General features: G+C 64.8%; 11 protein-coding genes. All 11 read right to left on the bottom strand.

Annotated features, from left to right (window positions below; genetic code table 11):
• Positions 1-49 precede the first annotated feature (49 nt).
• Positions 50-1,825, bottom strand: a complete 1,776-nt coding sequence (locus ACNF49_RS44070) for a UvrD-helicase domain-containing protein (RefSeq protein WP_482941438.1) — start codon at positions 1,823-1,825, stop codon at positions 50-52.
• Positions 1,707-2,363, bottom strand: a complete 657-nt coding sequence (locus ACNF49_RS44065; RefSeq protein WP_482941437.1) for a type II toxin-antitoxin system RelE family toxin — start codon at positions 2,361-2,363, stop codon at positions 1,707-1,709. Before ACNF49_RS44065 ends, ACNF49_RS44070 begins: the two co-directional genes overlap by 119 nt.
• Positions 2,360-9,064: a DEAD/DEAH box helicase gene (locus tag ACNF49_RS44060; RefSeq protein ID WP_482941436.1), complete on the bottom strand. Its 6,705-nt coding sequence runs from the start codon at positions 9,062-9,064 to the stop codon at positions 2,360-2,362. The genes ACNF49_RS44065 and ACNF49_RS44060 overlap by 4 nt, the downstream gene beginning before the upstream one ends.
• Positions 9,061-14,538 carry a class I SAM-dependent DNA methyltransferase gene (locus ACNF49_RS44055; protein ID WP_482941435.1) on the bottom strand — a complete coding sequence of 1,826 codons (5,478 nt, stop codon included), beginning with the start codon at positions 14,536-14,538 and terminating at the stop codon, positions 9,061-9,063. The genes ACNF49_RS44060 and ACNF49_RS44055 overlap by 4 nt, the downstream gene beginning before the upstream one ends.
• A complete protein-coding gene (locus ACNF49_RS44050) occupies positions 14,535-17,462 on the bottom strand; it encodes an SNF2-related protein (RefSeq protein ID WP_482941434.1) in 2,928 nt (975 codons plus the stop codon). The genes ACNF49_RS44055 and ACNF49_RS44050 overlap by 4 nt, the downstream gene beginning before the upstream one ends.
• Positions 17,463-17,710: 248 nt before the next feature.
• Positions 17,711-18,877, bottom strand: coding sequence for a serine/threonine-protein kinase (locus ACNF49_RS44045; protein WP_482941433.1), 1,167 nt, complete (start codon positions 18,875-18,877; stop codon positions 17,711-17,713).
• 542 nt (positions 18,878-19,419) lie between these two features.
• Positions 19,420-19,557 carry a hypothetical protein gene (locus ACNF49_RS44040; RefSeq protein ID WP_482941432.1) on the bottom strand — a complete coding sequence of 46 codons (138 nt, stop codon included), beginning with the start codon at positions 19,555-19,557 and terminating at the stop codon, positions 19,420-19,422.
• 19 nt (positions 19,558-19,576) lie between these two features.
• Positions 19,577-20,188: a hypothetical protein gene (locus ACNF49_RS44035; RefSeq protein ID WP_482941431.1), complete on the bottom strand. Its 612-nt coding sequence runs from the start codon at positions 20,186-20,188 to the stop codon at positions 19,577-19,579.
• On the bottom strand, positions 20,113-20,571 hold the full coding sequence (locus tag ACNF49_RS44030) for a DUF4118 domain-containing protein (protein WP_482941430.1): 459 nt from the start codon (positions 20,569-20,571) through the stop codon (positions 20,113-20,115). The genes ACNF49_RS44035 and ACNF49_RS44030 overlap by 76 nt, the downstream gene beginning before the upstream one ends.
• A 182-nt stretch (positions 20,572-20,753) precedes the next feature.
• The gene (locus ACNF49_RS44025; RefSeq protein WP_482941429.1) at positions 20,754-20,885 is read right to left on the bottom strand and encodes a hypothetical protein; all 132 of its coding nucleotides are present in this window, start codon (positions 20,883-20,885) and stop codon (positions 20,754-20,756) included.
• Positions 20,882-21,910 carry a magnesium and cobalt transport protein CorA gene (locus ACNF49_RS44020; protein WP_482941428.1) on the bottom strand — a complete coding sequence of 343 codons (1,029 nt, stop codon included), beginning with the start codon at positions 21,908-21,910 and terminating at the stop codon, positions 20,882-20,884. Before ACNF49_RS44020 ends, ACNF49_RS44025 begins: the two co-directional genes overlap by 4 nt.
• Positions 21,911-22,099: the final 189 nt, after the last annotated feature.

The following is a 22,099-nucleotide window of genomic DNA, read 5'->3' as shown; positions in this document are numbered from 1 at the left end:
TGCTCGGCTCCGGCGACGCATGCGTACGACGCCGGAGCCCATGGTGGATTCAGATGGGGAGGTACGGGCTGGGCTTGCCGTGCCAGCTGATGGTCAGGGCGTCCCGGGCACGGGTGGCGGCGACGAAGAGCAGTGAGCGGGCCTTGCGGTGTTCGCGCTCGTATCGGACCGGGTCTTCGATGCGGTGGCGTTCGATGACGCTGGTGCGCGGGACAATACCATCGCTGGCGCCGATAACGGCGAGCCGCTGGTACTCCAGGCCTTTGAATCGGTGCATGGTGCCGACGTGGATTTCGCCGTCCCCCTTGGGGCCGTCCTTGGTGAGCTCAGCGCAGGTGATGTCCCCCTTGGTGGCCAGGTAGTACATGGCCTGGTTGACCAAGTCTCGGTCGGCGACGCAAACAGCGATGCGTCCGCTGGGGTCGAGGGGTGCACCGTTGTCGTCGGTGGACAAGTCCTCTCGCCAGGCTTTCAGAGTGGCGGCGAGACCGGCGAGTTCCTCTTCCCAGGTGTCATAGCCGACGAAGTCGGGCTTGGGACCGTGAAGGATGGAGCGGTATCCATCCAAGGTGTCGCTGCCCTCGTCAAGGTCGTCGTAGGAGACCTTGTCGTTTTTAGTCTTGGGCTGTACGACGTGGAGAGCCTCGGTGAGGATCTCCTTGGTCGTGCGGTAGCTCAAGGTCAAGCGGGAGGCCCGGCCACGGATATGGATGCCGAGGGCGCCGAGCGCGACTTGATGATCGTAGATGCGCTGGTGGGTGTCGCCGGCGATGAACAGGTCGTTGGGCTGGTCAGGGCCGACCATGGCGCGCAGCATCTTCCAGTGAGCGGGGCGAAGGTCCTGGGCCTCGTCGACGACGATGTGCCGGTAGCGGTGGTCGAGGTACCGCATGCCGGAGTTGTTGTCTTGGTGGATGGTCTCCTTGCCGTCTCTCTCCTCTATCTCCTTGCGGCGGTTGTTGACCCTCAACGCGCGTTCGATTTCGAAGCGGGCGGCACGCTCGGCGGCCTGGCCCCAGGTTTCGACTTCGAGCTGGTCGAGGCGGGCGGTGAACTGCTCGATGAGCTTCCAGATGTGGTTGCGTTCCGGGCGGGTCAGTGCCTGGCCGCGGCCGGCTCTGCGAGCCTTGAAGTACTCGGAGCGGGTGGAGATCGATTGGCCGAGGATGACCTGTTCCCACTCTTCGAAAAGAAAATCGGCCTCCCAGCGCCGATCTCCCAGCTCGGCCAGGAGCTGGCGCATCTCGTTCAGCGCCACATGGTCGTAGACACGCTGCTTGGCGCGTCCCTGGGCGGTGTTCTCGCCCAGGACGCGTGCCGCGAGCTGGTCGATGTGGGCGATGTCGACGCGGGCGAGAAGCGCGGGTTCGATGAGGGAGGCGAGCCGCTGGCGCAGGTCGGTGGTGAGATTCTTGGTGAAGGTGGTCAGCAGGATCGGCTTGCTCTGACCAGCAGGCAACTGTTCGACAAGATGCTTGACGCGGTGCAGTGCGACGATGGTCTTGCCCGTGCCGGGGCCGCCGGAGACTCGGGCGGGGCCGTTGTAGTGGCGGTCGACCAGGCGTTCTTGCGTGGGGTGGAGGAAGACTTTCCAGGCGCGGAAGTCGCCTTCTTCGATGATGTCTTGCAGGTCCTTGTCGACCGTGGTCACCTTGGTCCGGCTGAGGGCGGTGGCGAAGTCGTCGAGATCGGGCCGCTGGTCGAGCTCAACCGGTGCGGTGATCTCCTTGCGTACTTCCTCGATGTCCATGCCGGCGGCCAGGCCGTAGAGGACGTCTTTGGAAAGCAGGGGGAGCGCCTTCGACCAGTTGGTCGAGCTCGGCACTCGTGGTCACGCTGAGCGCAAGCTCGATCAGCTGGTCAGCGACGCCGAGTTCGCGTAGTTGCTCGGCGTCGTACGTGGCCAGCAGCGCCGGCGCTTCAGGCTCCGGTTCGGGCTCCGGCGCGGGAACAAGCTCAGTGGCCGGCTTCTCCGGCTCTGAGGGAGTGAGGGTGATGTTGGCCCTGCGCAGCGCACTGTCGCCGACGACGGCGAGGTCGACGAATTCAATTTCGCCGGTTACGCGGTTGACCGCGACCTGGAGCTCTTCGTAGACATGCTTACGGTGCCGGACGGCGATGATCAGCCAGCTCTCGGTTCCGTCCGCGTCCACGCCGATGGGAGTGAGCAGGGCCCGGTGGTCGTGATCGACCCGGGCTGACCAGATGCGGGAATCGCCCTTGAGTTTCTTCTTTTTGAGTCCTGGCTGGTCGGGGTTCTCTCGGAAGTGGTGACAGAAGTTGTAGAACTGGCCCTTGACCGAGCGGTCGAGCTTGTACAACTCCTGTTCGGCTTTGCGGTACAGGCTGAGCCGGGCAGTCATCGAGCAGCGCCTTCTTTCACGTCGGGAAGTTTCTCCAGCAGTTCATCGAGGTGGGCGAGCCATTCGGCGGCTGTGCGCACGATCCAGCCTTCCTCGATGTACGCGGCATCACGCCGCTGTGCCTCGTCGTCGTCATCGCCCTGATGAGCGGAGACCACGGCCACCTTGACGCCATGGGAGATGCGCCAGGCGAACTCAGCCAGCCAGCGGCCGGCGCCCAGCTCATAGCCAAAGACGGGGGCCTGCTTCCCGCGGTCGGCAAGCGTCTCGGCAAGGCGGATCAGATCCGGTGCCTCGTTGGGCTCTTCCCGCAAGATCTCCAGAATGTCCTCGTCCCAGACGGCATCGCGGATTGCCTGGGCCGCAGCGGCTTCGGCGGCGGAGCCGAGGTCTCGGCCAGTCGGCTCGGTTGCGACGGCGGGCGTTCCGGTGAGCGAGTCAAGTTCGCCGAGCCCGCCGCATATCGCGAGCACCTCCACCTCGAAGTGGGCGGCCTGGCTGGACGCGAGTTGGACGCCGTCACCGCCGGCCAGGGACAGGAACTGAGTGAGGTTGGTCCAATACAGCCAAGCCCGCCAGCGTTCCTTGTGCTCGTCCGTGTCCAATACCGTGTCGTTGTCGTCGAGGATCGTCAGGGCGGTCCACTTCAGAGCCTCCGGATCGGCGGCGTCCACGGCGAACACGATGGGCAGCCCCGTGTCGTCCTGCGCGCGGAAGACGTGAACGGGTCCGATACCAGTCTCATCCGGTTTGTCGTGATGTGCTCCCGCTGGGGAAGCCGACAGCTGGCCGCGCAGAGCCGCGACAAGTTCGCTGCGCCGGCCGGCCGCGGCGACCGTGGTGGTGCCCGGCTGTCGCGTGAGTCCGGTGACCAGGGCCGACGCCAGGCGGGCCCAGCGGGTCGGGTCCGGGTTGCGTAGGTAGGCGATCAGAGTGGCGATCGGGTTGGTGAAGATGGAGCCGGCGACGTGCGCGCGCTGCCCGCCGTACTGCTCGTATGCCGACTTGGCCTGGTCCTGCGCACCAGCCGCGTACGGCGGCCAGACCGGCCTCGTGCGCGTCGGCAGCTGCTCGAACAGGTCGATGTCAGCCCAGGTGATCTGAAAAACGATGTTCCCGTCGGCGCGCAGGAGCGTGCGTTTCGCGGCGTCGGTGGCGATCCGGTTGTGCTCGCGGCTGGCATGGAACCGGAAACCCTCGAGATACACCTTGACGCTCTGCACCGGGCCGTCGACCCGGGTGAACGTGAAGTCGCTGACGCTGCCTTGGACCCGCTGCTGTGCGGTCAACCGCCAGTGCGTCACACCGGAACTGCCGGTGAAGCGCAGATGCCCGCTGGAGTGGCCATCCTCGTCCAAGGATGCATCTCCGGTGATCTTCACCCAGTCGCGCAGGGCGGCCAGAAAACGGGCCTCAAGATCGGACTCCACCTGCGCGTCCAAACCGACCAGCCCCGTGTGATCAACTTCGCTGGTCTCCCAGCCAGGCCCGCCATCTTTAGCGAACAGCAAGGACTCCAGCATCGTCAGCGCCGACTGGCGCGAGACGATGTCCTGGAAGGGCTCTGGGGTGTATCGGTGCAAACAGCGGTGACAGGCCCGGCGCTGCTCCTCCGCGCACGGGCAGTCCTTCAGCATCTCGTACGCCGCCGTCAGGGTGTCGCGGAAGGCGTCACTGTCACGGAGCCGGTCCAGGTAGCCGGTTCCGCCGGGCAGGGAGTCGAAGAGCACCAGGAACCAGCGACGTTCTCCGGTTTCGAGGTCGGGCATGGAGGCCACCGTGGTCGCGAGGTGCTGCGGATCCCCGCCGAAATGCAGGTCCACACCGAGCCGCAGGGCGGCCCTGAAGGAGTGGACCTTGGAATCCACGTCCGCGGTGGCCGCGGGGAGCAGCACGCGCAGGGCCTCGGTCTGCAATTGGTGAGCGAGGAGTACTCGTTCCTCCCGGGCGTCGCTCTTCTTACCGCGCCGTAGCGGGCACCACGGACGGTGATGCTTGAGCCGCCCACTGCGGGCTGCCAGAGAGTCCAGCTCGTCGTTGTGGCGATTGAAGACCGGCCGCCCATCCGCACTGGCCGCCCCGCACGCCGTGCACACGTGGAACGGATTGAGCCGCACATGATGCCCGGCGAAGTCGTCGCGCGCCAGCGCGTCGTAGCGTACGGGGCCGACGTTGATCCGCCGAATCATGGTCCGCCGGCAGTAGTCGATGCCGAACGTCTGGTGATCGTGCCGCCACGAGCCATCCTCGATGTCTTCCACCGGCATATCCACGGCGTCCACAACCGTGTAGAAGCGGCGGTCCCGGTCGTCCTTGTCGTCGCGGATCCGAGCGTCCTCCCGCTTGTCGCGCGAGGTGACGGTGGCGGGTTCGATGATCTGGAACAGGCAAGATCCGTCATCAGCGATGTTGTCGCCCTTGCAGCGCGGGCAGGCCGAGCGGTCGTCTTTGGCGTTCTCGGTCCGTACGTAACCGCAGGCCGGGCAGACCCGCCAGGTCCGCCACTCCTGCCGACCACCGGTGGAGATCTCCAGGCCGCTGATCTCGTGCTTGTAGCCGTTGACGTAGAAGGTGTTGCCGGGCGCCAGTTCCTGCAGGGCGATGCGCCGGGGGCGCTCGTACGTGTAGGTGTCGGAGGTGTAGATCGGCCTGCCGTTCGCGGGATCCGTTCCCTCTTCGCCGTACAGGGTCGCTGACAGGGTGGTCGTGGAGTCAATCAGCGCGTAGTTCGGCAGCAGGCCCAGATCACACAGCGCGGTCTGGGCCGGGGTCTCGCCCAGGTTCATCAGGTGCCGTCCGACGCCACGCCGCTCGGCGTCCAGTTCGGCTTTCTGACGTGCCTGGTCCGGGTCGGAGTCGTGAAGTTCGTCGTGGGCCTCGTCGATCTCGTGCAGCCGGGCGCGTAGCGCTTGCTCGCCGCGGAACCACTCCCGCTCGGCCTCCTCGACTGCGGCTCGCAGGCCATGGGTGGCGTAGGCGCGCAGGTCGGCCTTGGCAGAGTCGTTGACCCCGGTGGGGAACAGCTCCAGAAACCCCTCTGCCAGCTCAGCGCCATGCGCGAGTGCCACCTCCACCAGGTCGACCAGATAACCGGACGGGCCGAACAAATGAGGCGCCCTGCGTGGAAGCGCGCGAAGCACGATGCCATCGGGACGTACCAGTCGCCCAGCGGCGGCCAAGTCGAGCAGATGCGCGAGATATTGACGGCGCAGGATCTCGATGGCGGACAGGTAGCAGCCCGGCGGCACGATGGTGCCGGCAATCAGATCCTTGGGACGCTCCAGGAAGTACAGGTCACGACGCCTCCGGTCGGGAATCGTCAGCAAGAACGCGTTACCCGTACGACGTCCCGCCCGTCCGATCTGCTGAGCGTACGAGGCGGGGCGGCGTGGCAGCGCGGCCAGCACGACCGCGGACAGTTCGCCGATGTCGATGCCCAGTTCCAGGGTCGGAGTGCAGGACAGCACATTGGGGTCCTTGAAACCTCCACCCTGTTTAAATGCCTGCTCCACCCTCTCGCGCTGCGGGCGCGTCAGCATGCCGGTGTGCTCGGCGGTGACGACCTGGTAGGTGCCTGCCTTCCGGTACAGGCGCCGGTAGTAGTCGCGGGTGTAGTCGCGGTCGCGGTGGTGTTTCCCCAGTGCCTCGGGCCGGTCGCCCGCGACCAGACGGCCCCTCCCACAACGATAAGAGGGGCACGGCTGCTCACGCCACTGATCCAGCAGCGACGGGTGAACGGTCTGCTCCCAGAAGCACACGGGACAGCGCACGTACGCCTGCCGCACTTGGTCGTCGTCGAGCAGTTGGGCTTCGATATTGCCGGGTTTGAGGCCGTAGACGCGCAGCGAGGTGTCGCGCGGCGTCCGCACCGCAAGCAGACCGAGTGCGGACAGTTCGGGCAGAAGTTTGGACCAGAACTCCGGCGCCATCTCTCGCGGCAGGTCCAGGCAGCGTCCGGCCCACCGCTCGTACCAGGACAGCCGCCCGGTGGCGAAGTCGAACTCGCTGCCTGCTTTCGTCTGGTTCAGCAGGAACAGCGGCGCCGCGACCCGCGTAGGGAATGCCTTCATCCCTGGCTCACGCTTGCCCCAGATGAAGTAGCGGCTGGTGCCGGCTTCGTCCACGTACTTGCTGAGCCACTTGTGAGCGACCGCGCCTCGTGTCCGGAGACGCTCCAGGAAAATGCGTACGAGTGCCAGGTACCGCTCGTCGTCCTGGGCGACCAACGGCACCTTGTCCTGTACGGACTCCTCGTGGATGCGCCTGGTCAGAGCCACCACGGTCGTCGGATCGTCGATTCGCACGTGTGCGGCGGCGGTCCGGGTCAACTCGAGAGTGCGGCCGTTGCGGGAGCGGAATCCGAACTCCATCAGAGTCTCGAAGGCGAGGCGCTGCCCGATCAGCCGCCACGTCGCAAGGGTGCCGCCGCGTCCCTGACCTGACAGCAGCCGTTCAACTCCCTTGTAGACGTGCAGATCCGGCGGCACCACCGCTGCGAGAGTGGTCTGGTCCGTGGTGGCTTCCACCACGTTCGCGATGAGGTCGTTGAGCGCCGTCGGCTCGTCGTGGCTCAGGTGGTCGGCCAGCAACGCACGCAGCGAGAACGTGTACGAGCGGTTGGCCACGAAGCCGGCTCGGTGCGCGGCGTCTTGCACCGAGTCGTTGAACATCAGAGTTCTGTCCTCGCGCAGCTTCTTGTCGAGCTCCCCGCCCGTGAACAACTGCGTGATCGAGGCCGCCGCCATCGCGGCCGAACCGGTGCCCAGGTAGCGAATCGCGTTGCGCGCTCCACAGGCCGGGCACCAGTCTTGCTGGGCCGCGGTGTTCGCCACCGTGCCGCCGAAGTGAACCAGCACGAACGCGGAGTCGCGCGCTGTCAGCCGCGGTTCCTTGGTATCCGCGGAGTAGTCGTTGAGGGGGTCCGGCAGCCGCAGGCGTTTGCGTGCGCCGTCCAGGACCATCAGCACACCACCCCCTTGAGTCGATGTGCTGGCGTTGACCTTCCTGGCATCGGCGGAGATCGGGCCTTTCCAGGCGCCTTCCCCCGCCTCTCGGTCGGTAGCCGCGATCAGGTTCCGTACCCGGGCTTTGTCCTGCCCGAGCGAAGCACGCCGGATCTTGAAGGTGTTGAACTGCACATCGTGGTCGTCGCTCTCCGGTGAGAACACCGCCCAGCCCGACCGTCCGCAGTCCCGGCAGTACACGGCAGGCAAGAAGAGATTGGCACTCTGACCTGAGGTGGCCGTGGTCACCGGTGCCATACGCTCGTTGTCCGTCGCGCTGGCGTCGGCCATGCCCGCCACATCCCAGCGGAACTCCGCCTTCGGCCACGGAAGCACGCCGCGCAGGAGCCGCGACACCGACCGGGCCCACTGATGCACTTCGACATGAACCAGAGGACGTTCCTCGTCGGGCTGCGACTTAGGGTCACGTGCGTACGACAGCAGTGCCACGAACCGGGCCAGAGCCTCTGCGGCCTTCTCCGGCTGCAGGGCCACCGCCTCCGCCCAACCAGCCGCACCCGCACGCCACATCATGTCCAGCACCTCGGCGCTGGTCTTCAGCTCGCCGTCCAGAGCCTGCATCGCCGCCCGAGTGAACAGGTGCTGCTTCAGGTTGCCGCCCAGCCGGATCGGGTCGCCGTCGCGGACGCCGGTCACGGCCTCAATGAGATCGAGTAGCGCTTCCTCGCTGAGGGTGGGGTCGGGTAGTGCGAGCAGTTCGTCCGGCGTCGGCAGCCGCTGCATCTTCACGCCGGTGAGCGGAATAAACTCCTCAACCGGCAGCCGATTCTCCTTGATGATCGACTCTGCCGTGAACTCCGTGCCGAAGACGTCGGTTGCCACCTCCAAGAGGCGTTTGACTCCGTCATCGTCCGTTCCTGACGCGAGAGTCGCCGATGTCGCCACCGGGCAGATGCGTCCCAGCGGACGTCCTTTCTCAGACATCCCCACCGCGGACGCGAGCCGACGCAGCAGCATCGCTACGTCGCTGCCCTGAGCGCCGTCGTAGGTGTGGAACTCGTCCACCACGACGTATTGGATGTTCGCCTCCCGCCACAGCGGGGCGTCGTCCTCGCGCTGCAGCAGTAGGTCGAGCATCTTGTAGTTGGTGATCAGAATGTCGGGCGGTGACAACTGCATGTCGTGGCGTCGCGTACGTACCTTCTCGTACTGCGTCCCCGCCCGGTCCCCGATGTAGAGGCCGGCCCACAGCTTGCGCAGCTCGCCGTACTGCGTCAGTAAGTCGTTGATGCGGCCGGCTTGGTCGGTCGCGAGCGCGTTCATCGGGTACAGGAACACAGCCTTGACGCTGGCCTTTCCTGCCTCTCGCTCCCGGCGGCAGTGGTCGAGCACCGGGTAGAGGAACGACTCCGTCTTACCCGAGCCTGTGCCCGTGGTGATCAGGGTCGGCTGAGGGGTGTGCCCGTTCGCGGAGGTTAGCCGGGTGAACGCCTCCGCCTGGTGCGCGTACGGCGTGAAGCCCTCACGTTGCCACTCCAGGTGCTCGCGCCACTCTTCGCCGCCGACCGTGAAGGGCGTGCGGATCCGCAGGTACGGCCCGCGAAACATCCCGGACGTCTCATCCCCGAGGAACCGGTGCAGCGCCTCGCGCGCGCCCTCGTCGCTGAGGGCGTACGTCGTCGACAGGTACTGCAGCAGGCTCTCCTTGAGCGCCCGCGCTTGCAGCGTCGGTCTCACGGCTTCGGCACCTCCTGCTTGACGGGGTCCCACTCACCACGGCTGATCGCGTCATCCAGTCGCCTCTTGAAGACGGCGTGCGCCTCTCGCATCTCCGTCTCCCGATTCGCCTTGTAGAACGGAGATGTGTAGCCCTCCGGGATGAGACGCTCGTCCTTGGTTGCGTCATAAGCCTGGAACTGCGCCCATGTCTCCTTGGTCTGCCGTTGACCGATGGTGCGTGCATTGCCGGCGAGCTTCCAGCCGTTGGCATCGAACCAGGTCACGGCCTCGTATTTCTGCAGTACGGGGAAACGACCTTGGTATGCGGCGATCAACGCATCGGCGTCCATGCCCAACCAGACCGCCACCAAGGCGTCGATCTCCACTAAGGCCGACCGACGAGCCCGCTCGGTTCGAAGGGGCGTCTCATGGCGCCAGTCCGGGGTTACGTCGTCCAAGGATTGGAGGCCGCGCCATCCAACGGCCCAGTGCTCCTGATCGAACCAGTGGGGGTTGTAGAGCTCGGCCCAAAGATCGGCGTAGGCACTGGTGAGGCAGTTCAGGCGGAGAGTGCGGAGGAGTAGGGCTGATGCCAGGGGGTGAGCTGAAGAAGGAGCGGGCATAGCTTTGGCGGCCCCTACGTGCAAATCACCGCGGCCAGTGGCGCGCAGATAATAATCCAGCGGGAGCGATGCGAAGAAGCCTGCTGTCAAGCTCGTGGCTTTGTTATCTGATAGAGAGGCGCTGCGGATGCCGTCAATGTGGGTCGCGCCTGGTGGGATTAGAGCACAATACAAGCTTCTTTCTGTATTTGGCGCAATCATTTTGCGCCAGGCAAGGCGGTAGAAAGTGGAGTAGCGCCGCAGTGCCCTTTGTGCTAGGAAGGCATCTATCTTCTCTTGTTTGACATGATCTTCGGTGATTCCCTCAGCATGGGCGATCTGTCGTCGCGCACTTGTGACCGCTCTTTCGCTACCTTTCAACCATGCAAGAGCCTGGTGATCGATCCACCGTTCCTGCTCGTTGAGATAAGACTGGTTTCTGATATCTGCGCGCACATATGCCGTGTCGGGCACGAAGTCCGGCGAGAGTGCAACGAGATCCGCACCATACGGATCGTTGCTATTGGCGTCGTGACGTTTGAAAACTGGCGTGGCAACACTTAACTGAGTGCCCTTCAAAATGACCTTGCGCCAACAGGTTGGGACGTATTCGCGGCCTGTGAGAGGGTCAGGGCGATTGTAATCAATCAGGTTCAGCTTCTTGGCGCCGCTCTCATCGTACCCGCGCGCGATCTGTGGGGCCAGGGCACCAAGCCGCAGAGGGTGGTCAGCCAGAGCCTTTATCGCGGACGCTTCCATTGTGCTGACGGGAAAGAGCAGACGTGCTTGTTCAACAGGTTGGTCGATCTCGTCCAGCAGGCGCTGCCAGATGGAGAGCTGCTGCGTATTCACACGGATCATGCGGGCACGATGTGGACGCTCGTCGAATTCGCCATTCCGGTAGCGGACGCCTGGCGCATCTCCCGAGCCATCGTGCTGCGCGGAATACCGTAGGGCATCCACGGAGACCAACCATGAGAGGTGATCGAATCCTATTTCGGTAGGATGGCCGTAGATATGTACCCCGAAGTGCGCAGTGTCGCCGACCGGACGCGGAAAGAACCGCTGTCCAGCATTGACAAAATCTCCGTGAACGCGCAAGCGTCGGTATGCAGCTTCCCGCAGTCTCCCTTCCTTATCCCCTGCGAAGTGTGTATCTGGATGCACCATCCCGGCAGTTCCACCCGCTGAGGTGTGTGCCCAGATTTGTGACATGAATGCTCGATAAAGATCCGGCTGTGTGCCCGCCAGCAACGGGTACATCTGTGGAGAGCCGAACACCGCGACCTGCCCGCTTATGTTCGTTAGTTCGCCAAGCATATATCGCCGAGCCGCTGGCGAATCCAGGATCTTCCGACGCCGACGGTCCTTCTCGGCTGTGGATGCCTTGTCCTCCAGCTCGAACCACGGTTCGTACTCCGCGAGTACGGAGGACTCGTTCCAGCGAGGCCGTACCCAGGGCGGGTTACCGACCTGGAGGGCGAAGCCGCCGTCGCGCGCGAAGATGAGGGCGAACTCCAGCTCCCAGTGCAGAAAGCCCTGCTCCTCCGCGATGTTGCGGACCGTCCTCAGCCATGGGAACCGGTCCTCCGGGTCGCCGAAGTCCATGCCCAGGAAGTGCGGGATCGTCTCTTCGAATTCCTTCAGCTCGTCGAGGCTCTTGAAGGAGTCGAGCAGGGTTCCTGGCGGAACATCGGCCCGTCCCAGCATGGCCTCCAGGAACTCCAACCAGTCTTCGAGGTCCTTCAGCGGGACCTTCTTCCGCCTTTCCGGTGCCCTTGGCTTGGCTGCTTTCTTCTTTCCTGTCGATCCGACCTTCTTCAGTTCGACGACCACTTCGTCGTCCGCGGATGGTTCGATGTCCCAGATGGTGGCCTGTTCGGGCCCCATGGCAAACAAGGCCACCGCTTCCACGAAGCGCGGCTCGGACTTGGGCGCTGGAGCAGTCGGCGGTGGGGGTGTGTTCTGGACAACGCGCTTCTCGCCGAGCACTTCACGGAGATCGTCGGCATCTTCGACCACGACGTGTGCCGCGTACTCGCCGTCGGTCCCATCCAGCAGCCCGGCCTTGTCAGTCGGCCAGAACCACAGGGCACACCAGGCGTCCATGACCGTCTTGAGTCGCCAGTACGGGGTGTCGACGGCGTTGAAGAGGTCCTCCAGCACCTTCTCCTTCGGCACCGCCTGGTCGGGGTTCTGAAGGAAGGCATACTCGGGATCCTTCGGATCGGCCTTCCAAAGCTCGATGCGGCGCGCGATCTCCCTCTCGGAGAGTTCCATACGCTTGATGACGGCCGACCAGAGGAACTCAACTCTCAGGGCGGCGTCCCGCAGTCGCGTGAACTGCGAGGCCGCCTCCCTCTTCGGCTGCTTGGTCTTGGAGTCGAGCTTGGGGCTACCGTCCTTGTTGAGGTGCGCGGTGCTGCGCTGGGGACGCTGGAGGAGGCCCTTCTTCCAGGTGGCGAGCCGTCCGACGTCCTCCTTGGCGAGTTCTTTGGCTTCTGCCCAGCCTGCGACCGCGGCCCAGCCGGGGTTCGGCAGCAGGAACTGGTGGACGGCGTTGTGGGGCAGAGTCGGCGGCTCGCCGTCCTTGGGGAAGGGTAACGGCGTCGGTGCGAGGCCGCCCTTGACCTTCAGCCATGGCTTGTCCTTGTCCGTGACGTCGTCGCCCGCGTACACCGCGCGGCGAGCGCCGATAAGTGAGTTGCCGCGGCGCAGGTGCAGGCCGAACCATGGGGCCTGCATGCCTGGGTGCATGGTGTTGAGCCACAACGACACCTCGGCCAACTCGACACCGGTGGCGTTGAGGTCAACCCCATAGGCGTTGTGCAGAGCGATGTACGCCTTGACCTTCTGCTTCTCGGTGATGGCATCGGCCGTCGGGATGGTGATGCCGAGTTCTTTCTGGCGGCGGCGCAGGTATTCGTCGGCGACCTGATTGATGGCCTCGTTGAGGAACGCCCCCGAGCCGAGCGCCGGTTCGCAGATCTTGTACTTCAGCAGCTCCGACGCCCGCGTTTCGATGACCTCGCCGTTCTCGTCTAGCTCCTGGTCGAGGCGATGCTTGAGGGTGAGTTCGACCGTGACCTTGGTCAGGGATTCTGGGGTGTAATACGAGGCTGATGTCTCCCGTGCGCGGCCGGCCAGTCGGTAGACGAAGGAGCCCTTGTCGTACTTCTTGGGGCCGCGCAGGCCCTTGCGTGCGTCCGCCTCGTCGTAGTGGACGAGGGTTTTGTCGGGGTACTGGTCCTGCTTGTGCAAGGGGACGAGCCAGGAGCCTTGATCAGGATCGCCGCCCCTGGCCACTTCGCATAGCTCTTCGTCCGCGATGATGCCGGTGTAGGACATCAAGCCCTCGTAGACGGCGCCGAGTTGGTTGATGCCGAGGTTCCGATAGGAGATGAAGCCGCCGCGCTCGCCGCGTTTGCCCTTCTTCATGGTGAGCAGCCGGAGCACTTCGTGGAGAGCCTCGTTCCGGAGGCGTAGGTCGAGCCAGCGCGGTTCGTTGTCCTCATCGGAGCGCGGGTCCAGGAGGCCGGTGCCGATCAGCCGGATGGCGGTCGGCTCGAAGAGCTCACTGCGGAGCGGTTCGAAGCGCAGACCACGGTCCTCGCTTCGGAGGGCGGCTTTGGTCCGGCGGGTCTCCTCGTCGTCCCCCGGCTGATCGTCGTCGGGTTCCGTGCCGTACGGACGGTGGCCGAAGTTGACCTTGTTGAACAGAACGTCGAGGGACGCGTACAGGTGGAAGCCGGTCTTGGCTTCCTCTTCGACGAGTTCCTCCTCGCGTGCTACGAGCTCTCGCAGGCGGGCCATGGAGTAGCCGGCCTCGTACGATCCATCGTCAGCGGGGAGAATGCCCAGTTCGGAACGAGCTTCCGCGTACAGCAGGAACAGGATGCGGTACAGGTAGCGCAGCGCTTCGCGGGTGAGTTCCTTGGCGAAGGGAATCTTGGGGCTTTCGAGGTCGGCGGGGGTGACGTTGTTTCCCGGCTCTGCCATCCGCCGCAGGACTTCATTGGCGATGATCTCAACTGAGCGCTGCAGGCCATGGCGCAGTTCGCCGGAGACGCCGACCGCGTTGTCGCCGGAAGCCTTGAGCAGGGCATCGATCCCGCGGCTTTGGTCGTTCTCGCCAGGGCGCAGCATGTCGAGGCTGAACAGGGCGGCGATGGTGGAAAGCTCGCCGAGTTGGCTGCGGTCGTTGCGTTCCAGCGCGCCGTCGAGGTTGACGGCGAGATAGCGGCCTTCGTTCCAGGCATGGCGGTCGGCGAGTAGGATCACTCCGCCGCACAGCAGCAGGATGAATCGCGGGTGCGGACCGCCTTCTTCCCCGAGCTCGCTCTGGAACAGCCACGAGGTCAGAGCCGCACCAGCTGTGTACGAGTCGCCGGCGGAGACGTGCAGGGGTGACAGCAGGCGCCCGGCGCCGTCAGCGTCAAGGGCGGCATCGTTGTCAGCGGACCAGCCGCAGTCAAGGGCGATGATGCCGTGACCGTGATAGGCGGCGGTGAGGGTGTGCTTGCGGCCGGCACGGTGAACGGTGAGCTCGGTCGGCGTGGTGTCGTATCCGAGGGCTTGCAGGACCGTTTGGTGCCACTCGGCCAGCCGCTTTGACCACTCGGGGTTGTTGTAGGTGGCAGCGCGGGTTTCGTCTTCGGCATCGGCCTCGCTGGCCTCGGCGAAGTAGCTTCGGAGCTTCTCCGTGAGATAGGGGGTACGCAAAGTGCGCAGCAGCTCGCGCGGAGTCTTGTACGGGTAATTCTTGTCACCCTCGCGCGATGCCCACGTGGCGAACAAGCCCTTCTTCAGGTCGGCACCGAGCTGCTCGGCGAAGTAGTGCGCGGAGAAGTACTCGCCGCGGTTGGTGAAGGAGTTGAAGTCTGTGCTCATCGTGCGGCGTCTCCTTCAGCGACGGTGTGGGGTTCGAGGACGGCGATTAGGCGCAGCATCGGTTCGCCTGCCGTCTCCAGTGACTTGACCAGCTTCAGCCTCCGTTCGGCTGTCTGGTCGAGTTCCGCTTTCTTCGGGCGGTTGCTGGCGAATAGCGCCTCCTGTCGCCACTGGGAAACCCGCTTGCGGTAGGGGGCGAGTGTGTCGGCGATTTGCCGGTCGTAGGTGTCTTTGAGGGAGATGAGATACCGCTGCGCGGCATCGATCGCCTCGGGCACGAGCGCATTGAGGCCGGGGAGATTTCGGGGCGTGGCGCGGCCGGGCATGTTCGGGCCGACGCCGTAGCGTTGCAGTACGTCGGCGGTCAGCGTCTCCACGATGGCGGCATCAGGGAGGTGGGAGACGGCCATCCATTCGACGATGGTGGGCTTGCCCAGCGCGTTGGAGTAGATGCCCTGCACGAGGTATGTCGGGTCGTCCACGTTGGCGGCGAGCACGGGGGCCTGGTGCCGGCCGATCTCGACCAGGACCTTGTCGGTGAGCCAGTCCAGGACAGGGTGCACGTCGGTGACATAGGAAACGTTCGGCCATTGGGAAGCGGTGGTCTCACGTGCCGCCTTCAAACGTTTGCCGGCCAGTTCCTTGGAGAAGGTGATGCGCATCCGTCCAGGGATGTCGGGCTTGGGAGGCATGATCTGCTGCTCGTCCAGGTAGGACTTGGGGAGCGCCTTGAGTCGATACAGCAGGTCCGATGGTGGCTGGAAGGCGATGGTTCCGTCGTCGTCGCGTCGCAGCTTCAGCACGTCCTCGGGATTGGGACGGAAGACCTGTCGTAGCGCCTCCTCGAAGTAGTCCTCGGTGGACCGGAAGAGCTTGGGCACCACGGCATGGGCCACTTCAGGATGCTCGTGAGTCGCGCCCACTTGGCCCAGTACCCCTGCCAGGAAGGCCGTCCCGCCTTGCCTGGACTCCTTGATGGACTGCTCGACCGTACGGCCCGCGATCAGGTCCAAGGTGAGGCGGGTCTCTTCCTCCTTGGCCCGATATAGCCCGGTGACCGCCTCGGCAGAACCCTCGATCTTGTGAGCCTCCTCCTCCCGCTTGAGAAGCTTTTCGCCCACCAGACGGTCATCTAGAGTGCGCGGCTGCTCGGTCTGCTCGTCCGTGCGCCATGGGATGTCACTCGTGAGGATCAGCGCACGGAACTCAGGTGGCTGCTCCTGCCCGTAGCGGTCGATACGGCCATTGCGCTGCTCAATACGGATCAGGGACCACGGCAGGTCGTAATGGATCAGCAGGTGACACTGCTGATGTAGGTTGACGCCCTCGGAGGCGACGTCGCCGGTGAACAGAATCCGTACGGGATCGTCGCGGAGCCCGAACTTTTCGACGATGGCCTGCTGCTCCTGATCGGTGGACAGCTCGCCGTGCATGACCAGCACCGCTCCACCGAATCCCAGCCAGGGCTTCTTCTCGTCAGGACTGGCGGTCCGGGGGAACCCGAGGGCGGCGGGTACGGTCTCAGCCAGCCACTTCGAGGTGGGGATGCTCTCCGAGAACACCACCACCCGGATGTCGGCCCCAGGCCCGACCCCCATGCGGCGGAGTTCCTCCACCAGTGCTGCCAGCTTCGCCGAATCTTGGTCTTCGATCTGCTCAGCGAGGTGCTGCAACTCAACCAGTGCGGTCCGCTCTGCCTTTCGTGCCGCTTCACGTGTCGCGTCGTACCGGACTTGCCGCCTCTCACCGCTCAGTGTCTTGCCGGGCGGGGAATCGAGAGTCCCGATGCGGGTCTTGATCGTCTCGAGCAGGGCCTTGTGCGAGGACAGGAACGACTTCAATAACCGGTACGGAACGAGTCGACTCTCACTCACCGACGGGGTCAGCACATCAGCGGGTATCCAGCGCGTGGCCAGCTGCTCGAAGACCGCCTTCTCCTTCTCGGTGGCCGCCGCATAGATGGGCTTCGATGGACCACGATCAGCCCAGGCTCCATGGAGCGATTCCCGGACCTCGGACGAAGTCTTCGTACGACGGATGTAGAGATGGCTGAGGTCTTCAACTTCGTACTGGCGTGGATCCGCGATGGCCGCCTCGTCCAGCATCCTGATCAGTTCTGCGAAGGAGGGCGCGTCGCCGTTGTGCGGGGTTGCCGAAGCCAGCACGAGCGCGTCCGTCTTGCGTGCCAGCAGGCGGGCCAGCGCGTTGTTCTTCGTGCCCCGGTTGACGAGGTTGTGGGACTCGTCGATGACCACGGCGTCCCACTCGGTGTGCTCCAAGTGGTGCGCGTACACGTCCCCCTTCAGCGTGTCCATGGAAATGATCACGCGCTTGAAATACGCGAACGGATTGCGCCCCGCGGGGATCTCCTGCTGCACCCGTTGAATACCGGTGGAGTCCAGGCGCACCAGCGGGATCCCGAACCTGGTCCACAGCTCACGCTGGAACTGCTCCAGCACATGCTGCGGAGTCACCACCAAGATTCGCTCGCCACGTCCCCGTCGGATGAGCTCCGCCAGGAGTACCCCGATCTCCAGGGTCTTGCCGAGGCCCACCACGTCGGCGATCAGGACGCGCGGCTGCGGGTTCTTCATCGAGAGCGCCAACTCCGCCGGCCGCAGCTGGTGCACCTGGTGGTCCATCAGGAAGTTGTCCGTTAGCGCCAGCCCGTGCTCGGTCTGTGGGAGGAACGTCTTCCTGATGATCGCTTCGAGGAAGAGCCGGGACCGGCGGTGATTCGGCGAGTCGTCAGGCATCAGCTTGGTCTCGCGAGGATCAAGCTCCTGGACGGCGTCCAGCCGATCGTAGAAGACCGCGTCCATACCGCGGACGAACGGTGAGATTCCCGAAACCTCGACCATCCACCCGTCGTGATCAGTGCCGGTGCATTGACGCACCAGCCATAACTCGTCACGAATCTGCACTTGAGTCCCCGGAGCGTATCCGCCCGTGGCAGGCAGCTTCGTCTCCGACGAGATTCCGTCAGGCTCCTCAGCATCACCTGCCGTGCTTCGCCCGTCTACGGTTCCCGCCTCAATGCTCAACGCCTGCTCCGAATCCTTACCCACAGGGTTACGACACGCCGTCCGATGTCACCTGGCACACGGACCGCTCCAAGCCCGTTTGATGCACTTTGTCTGTTAAATGCCCTATTTGGAACTGCCGACGGCCGTCATAGTTCGGCATCCACCGCGTACTCCGCCCGCAATTCGCTCGCCACCCGCTTTGATGCTGGTAGACGCTTATTTGTTGAGCCGGGTTTCGCGTTCGCTTTCGTGGAGACAGACGGCTCCGTGGTCATGGGCGTCTGTTCGCTTTGCGCCACGTTCACCGCTTCCGGCTCATCAGCCTCAGTGGCTAGGCGAAGGCCATCGAGGGGCGAGTCGGGACCGGATCCTAAGGTCTTGCCCTGGTTTACGAGGAGTTTCTCGAAAGATGATGACAACGGCTCTCGCGCCGCGTCGGGCACTTCGCCGGCTGTCGTACGCGCGATGAGGGCGAGCCGTGCATCGGCTGGTCTCAATCCGGCTGACTGCAGCAACGCCTGGCATTCGGTGGCCACGGTGGCAAGCGGAGGTCGATGCTCCGGGGCATGGGCCAGCATGGAGGAAATCAACGGTTTGAGATCCTCTGGCACATCGTTCAGGTTGGGCCGGATGTCGGGATTCGTCACCTGCATGGCGATCGCTTCCCAAGCCGTGCCGTCATACGGATAGTGGCAGGTTGCCGCGTACAGCAGGACAGTGCCGAGCGCGTACACATCCGCTGCGGCCGTTACCTTCGGGTTGCCGCCCGCCTGCTCCGGCGGCATGCAGCGCACGGTTCCGATGATCATGCCGCTGTGCGACAGGGACTCGTGTGCGGCGTCCATGAAGGCACTGAGGCCGAAGTCGATGATCATGGGGCCTTCTTTGCCCATGATGATGTTCTGGGGTTTGAGATCCCGATGCAGCAGCCCGGCGGCATGCACTGCGTCCAGTCCTTCCGTGAGCAGCACGCCAAGGCTGGCCACGAGCGGAGAGGGGAGCACACCGTCCTGGTTCACGCACGCCAGGAGCGTGCGACCGGCTACATACTCCATGGCCAGCCACGGCCTTTCGGCGAACGGTTCGGCGTCCAGGAAGCGCGCCACTCTGTTCGTGCCGATCACGGTACGTGCGATCAAGGCTTCCTTCTCGAAGCGAGCCCTCGTGTGGGGATCGAGCTTGTCGCTCCGGATGAGTTTCACTGCCACCGGATCGCCGCCGGGGGTGTATGCGAGGTAGACCTCTCCCATGCCGCCCGAGCCCAGTTCCTTGGCGACGGTGTATCGACCGATCCGCTCAGGTATCCCCGTCATTCGCGACTCCGCGCTCCTCCTATGCCTGCGTGATCATGGTGCGGGCAACCCGGCAAGCTTAATGGCTTTGATAAGTAGTTCATAGACTTCAGCGCCTTTTCTCAGCTGGGAGCCATCGGCCATGAACATGCCGCTTACGTTGAGTGGTGCGACATCATTCACATCGCACATCTCGTTGCTCAGCGTTACATGGCATAGCATCTGGAGTTACGTTCCTATTAGTCCGGTTTAATGCTTGCCATGCAGACGTATCCGAACGCGTGCTCTAAGTTTTGTTCGCTGTGCGGGCCTTCAGGCCGTATTCGCGAGCGATGGGGTTCCACATCTTGACGAAGGCCTTCTTGTGGCGCGTCGCCTCGTCGGAGTGGGCCAGGGCCGACCTGTAGGACGGTTCGGAGTCGTTGGTCTCCTGGCAGCCGGCATGGATGAGCCACCGCGCCCAGAGGGTGTAGTGGACGCTGGCCGTGAAGGAGGCATCAAGTGCCTCGTGGAGGCGGAGGCGGAGCTTTTCGCCACGCACCGCATGGCGTAGACGCCTGGCGTCAGCCCTTGTGCCGGCGGGCGACGGGGTCGTGCTCGGCGCTGATGCGGGCCGAGGTTTCCTCGCCCAGGTCTTCATTTCTCCGGCCCTGGAAGGGGCCGCGCATCCACCGCCTGGCCAGGCAGTCCAGGGCCGACAAGATGCTGTTCCTGGTCGCGTCAATGGCCGCCTAGATGGAACGCGACCAGATCTCCGAGCGCACCATGGATGGCCTGGACGCCGCTCGCGCCGCCGGCCGGGTCGGGTGGCCGGGTCGGCGGCCGCCCGGCCACGGTGACCGACTGGCCGCCACGCGGGCCCGACGCGGACGTGGCCAGTCGGTCACCCAGATCGCCCGCGAGCTCGGCGTTGGCCGCTCGACGCTGTACGGGGCGCTGGAGAACGATGATTCGGGCAGCGCGTGTTGAGGATCGGCGGGCATCCGAGGTTGTCGATCCCGGATCAATCACCCAGAGTGCTGGCGGCGGCGTCCAGCGCTGAACCGGCTTGATCGGCCAAGGTGACAGCGACGAGGCGAGCCTGTAGCGGCGGGATGTTCCCGGGGTGGGGCTGAGCATGTACCGCCCGTAGTAGCGGCCGTTGCCGATGACGCGCAGTTCGACCTCCGGGGTCGGCAGTCCGAGCCGCTCGACGTCCCAGCGTCTGCGGCCGGACACCACCGTGCCGTCCTGGCGGAGTTGTGGCGGGTGGCCGATCAGGCTGCCGTACTTGAAGCGGCAGCTCCGCAGGCCGAGGATCTCGACGAGCTGGTCGCGGACGTGCTCGACCACCGCGTGAGCTCCCGCGGAGGTCTGGGCGAGTTCGGCGGTCTCGTAGATGTGCTTGAGGTAGTCGGCGCTGGTGATGTGACCACCCGCATGCGGCGGGCGTAGGCGGCCAGCTGGGAGACCGCCACGCCCACGATGAGCAGCAGAATCGCGGTCTGGACGTCCGCCGCCTTGGCGATGGCGAACTCCTGGTAGGGCCGGGTGAAGAAGAAGTCGAACCACACCGCCGCCGACAATGCCGCCACCGCCCCCGCCAGACGATTGCCGACCGCTGCCACGCCGACCACGACCACGACCAGGACAAGGGCCACACTCGTGTTCGGCAGGCTTTCACGCCACGGCAGCAGTACCACCGCGACGATCAGCGGCGCCACTAGCGCGGCCACCGACGCGATGAGATCCCTGCTCGGAAATCGGCGCACTCCTCCACCCCCTTAGAGCATCTCCCCAGGTCAACCTCCTACCCGGGGCCGATCCGAAGGAATCGGGCGAGCCTGATCGCCACGATAGAGGTCACCTCAACGATCGACGGCGGGGGCGCGCAACCGCGATCTCATGGCATGCGATCTCATGGCAAGGGGCCGGCACCGGCCGGGTCGTGCAGGATGAGCACGGTCAGCAGAACGATCCAGGCGATGACGGCGGCCACCAGGAGCCTGGGCGTGGAGTAGCGGCGGCGCGGTTTGTCGAAGGGGTTCACAGCCAGCCGCTCCTGCGTAGCAGCCGGTGCACGATGATCACCGCGATGACCATGACGGTCAGGCTTAACGGGTAGCCCAGCAGCCAGTGCAGCTCGGGCATGTAGTCGAAGTTCATGCCGTAGATCCCGGCGATCATCGTGGGCACCGCGATGAGGGCCGCCCACGAGGAGATCTTGCGCATGTCGGCGTTCTGCTGCATCGCCGCCTGGCTCTGCTCCCGCCCCACCAAGGCGAGGTGCGCGCTCAGCACGCTGGTCAGCAGCTCGTTACGCTCATCCACCTGAGCGTCTACCCGCAGCAGATGATCCAGCACGTCGCGGAAGCGCTCCCGGTTGGCCGAGCACAGCTCCACCCGGCCCTTGACGATCTCCTCCAGCACCGGCACCAGCGGATCCTGGGCGGTGCGGAACTCCAGCACCTCCCGCTTGAGCCGGTAGATGTCCTCAGTGACGTCGGCGGTGACGTCGGCAGTGACATCTGCGGCGACGCCGGTGCGCCCACCGCTGAACACCTGGTGCTCCAGTGCGATCAGGTCGCTCTCGATCTCGTGGCTGATGCGGCCGTAGTCGTCGACGACCTCATCGCAGATCGCGTACAGCACGCCGGCGGGCCCGGAGGCCAGCAGCTCGGGATCGGCTTCCAGCCGGCGGCGCACCGAGGCCAGCGGGGCCGCCTGCCCGTGCCGGACACTGATCACGAAATCCGTGCCCAGGAACAGATTGATCTCGCCGACCTCGACATCGGAGCGGTCCTTGTCGTACAGCAGCGGCTTGAGCACCACGAACAGCGTGTCGTCGTAGCGTTCCAGCTTGGCCCGCTGATGAGCGTGGATGGCGTCCTCGACCGCCAGCGGATGCAGCTGCACCTCGCTGGTGATCAGGTCGAACTCCTCCTGCGTCGGCTCGTGCAACCCGATCCACAAGAAGCAGCCGCCCCGGGCCCGCGCGGCACCGAACGCGTCGCTGATGTCGCCGGTGATCGTCTCACGTACACCGTTGCAGTAGATCGCCTGGTCCACAATCACAGGCCGTATTGTCGCGTACCCGGACAATCGACCGCCTCCGGTCTTCGGAATTCCACCGGCCTACTGTGCCGCTTCCCTTCTTCTTTCAACGGAGCACGGCGCAGCCGCTCAGGGCGTCAGCCCCAGCTCGCGTAACCGGGTGGGCCGCAGGGCCCCCATCTCGCTCCGAAGACCGCGCCACCCTAGCGA

The organism is Actinomadura sp. ATCC 39365 (assembly GCF_054392275.1).
Note: the sequence above shows the minus strand (reverse complement) of the source record. Positions and strands in the feature narration are given on the sequence as shown.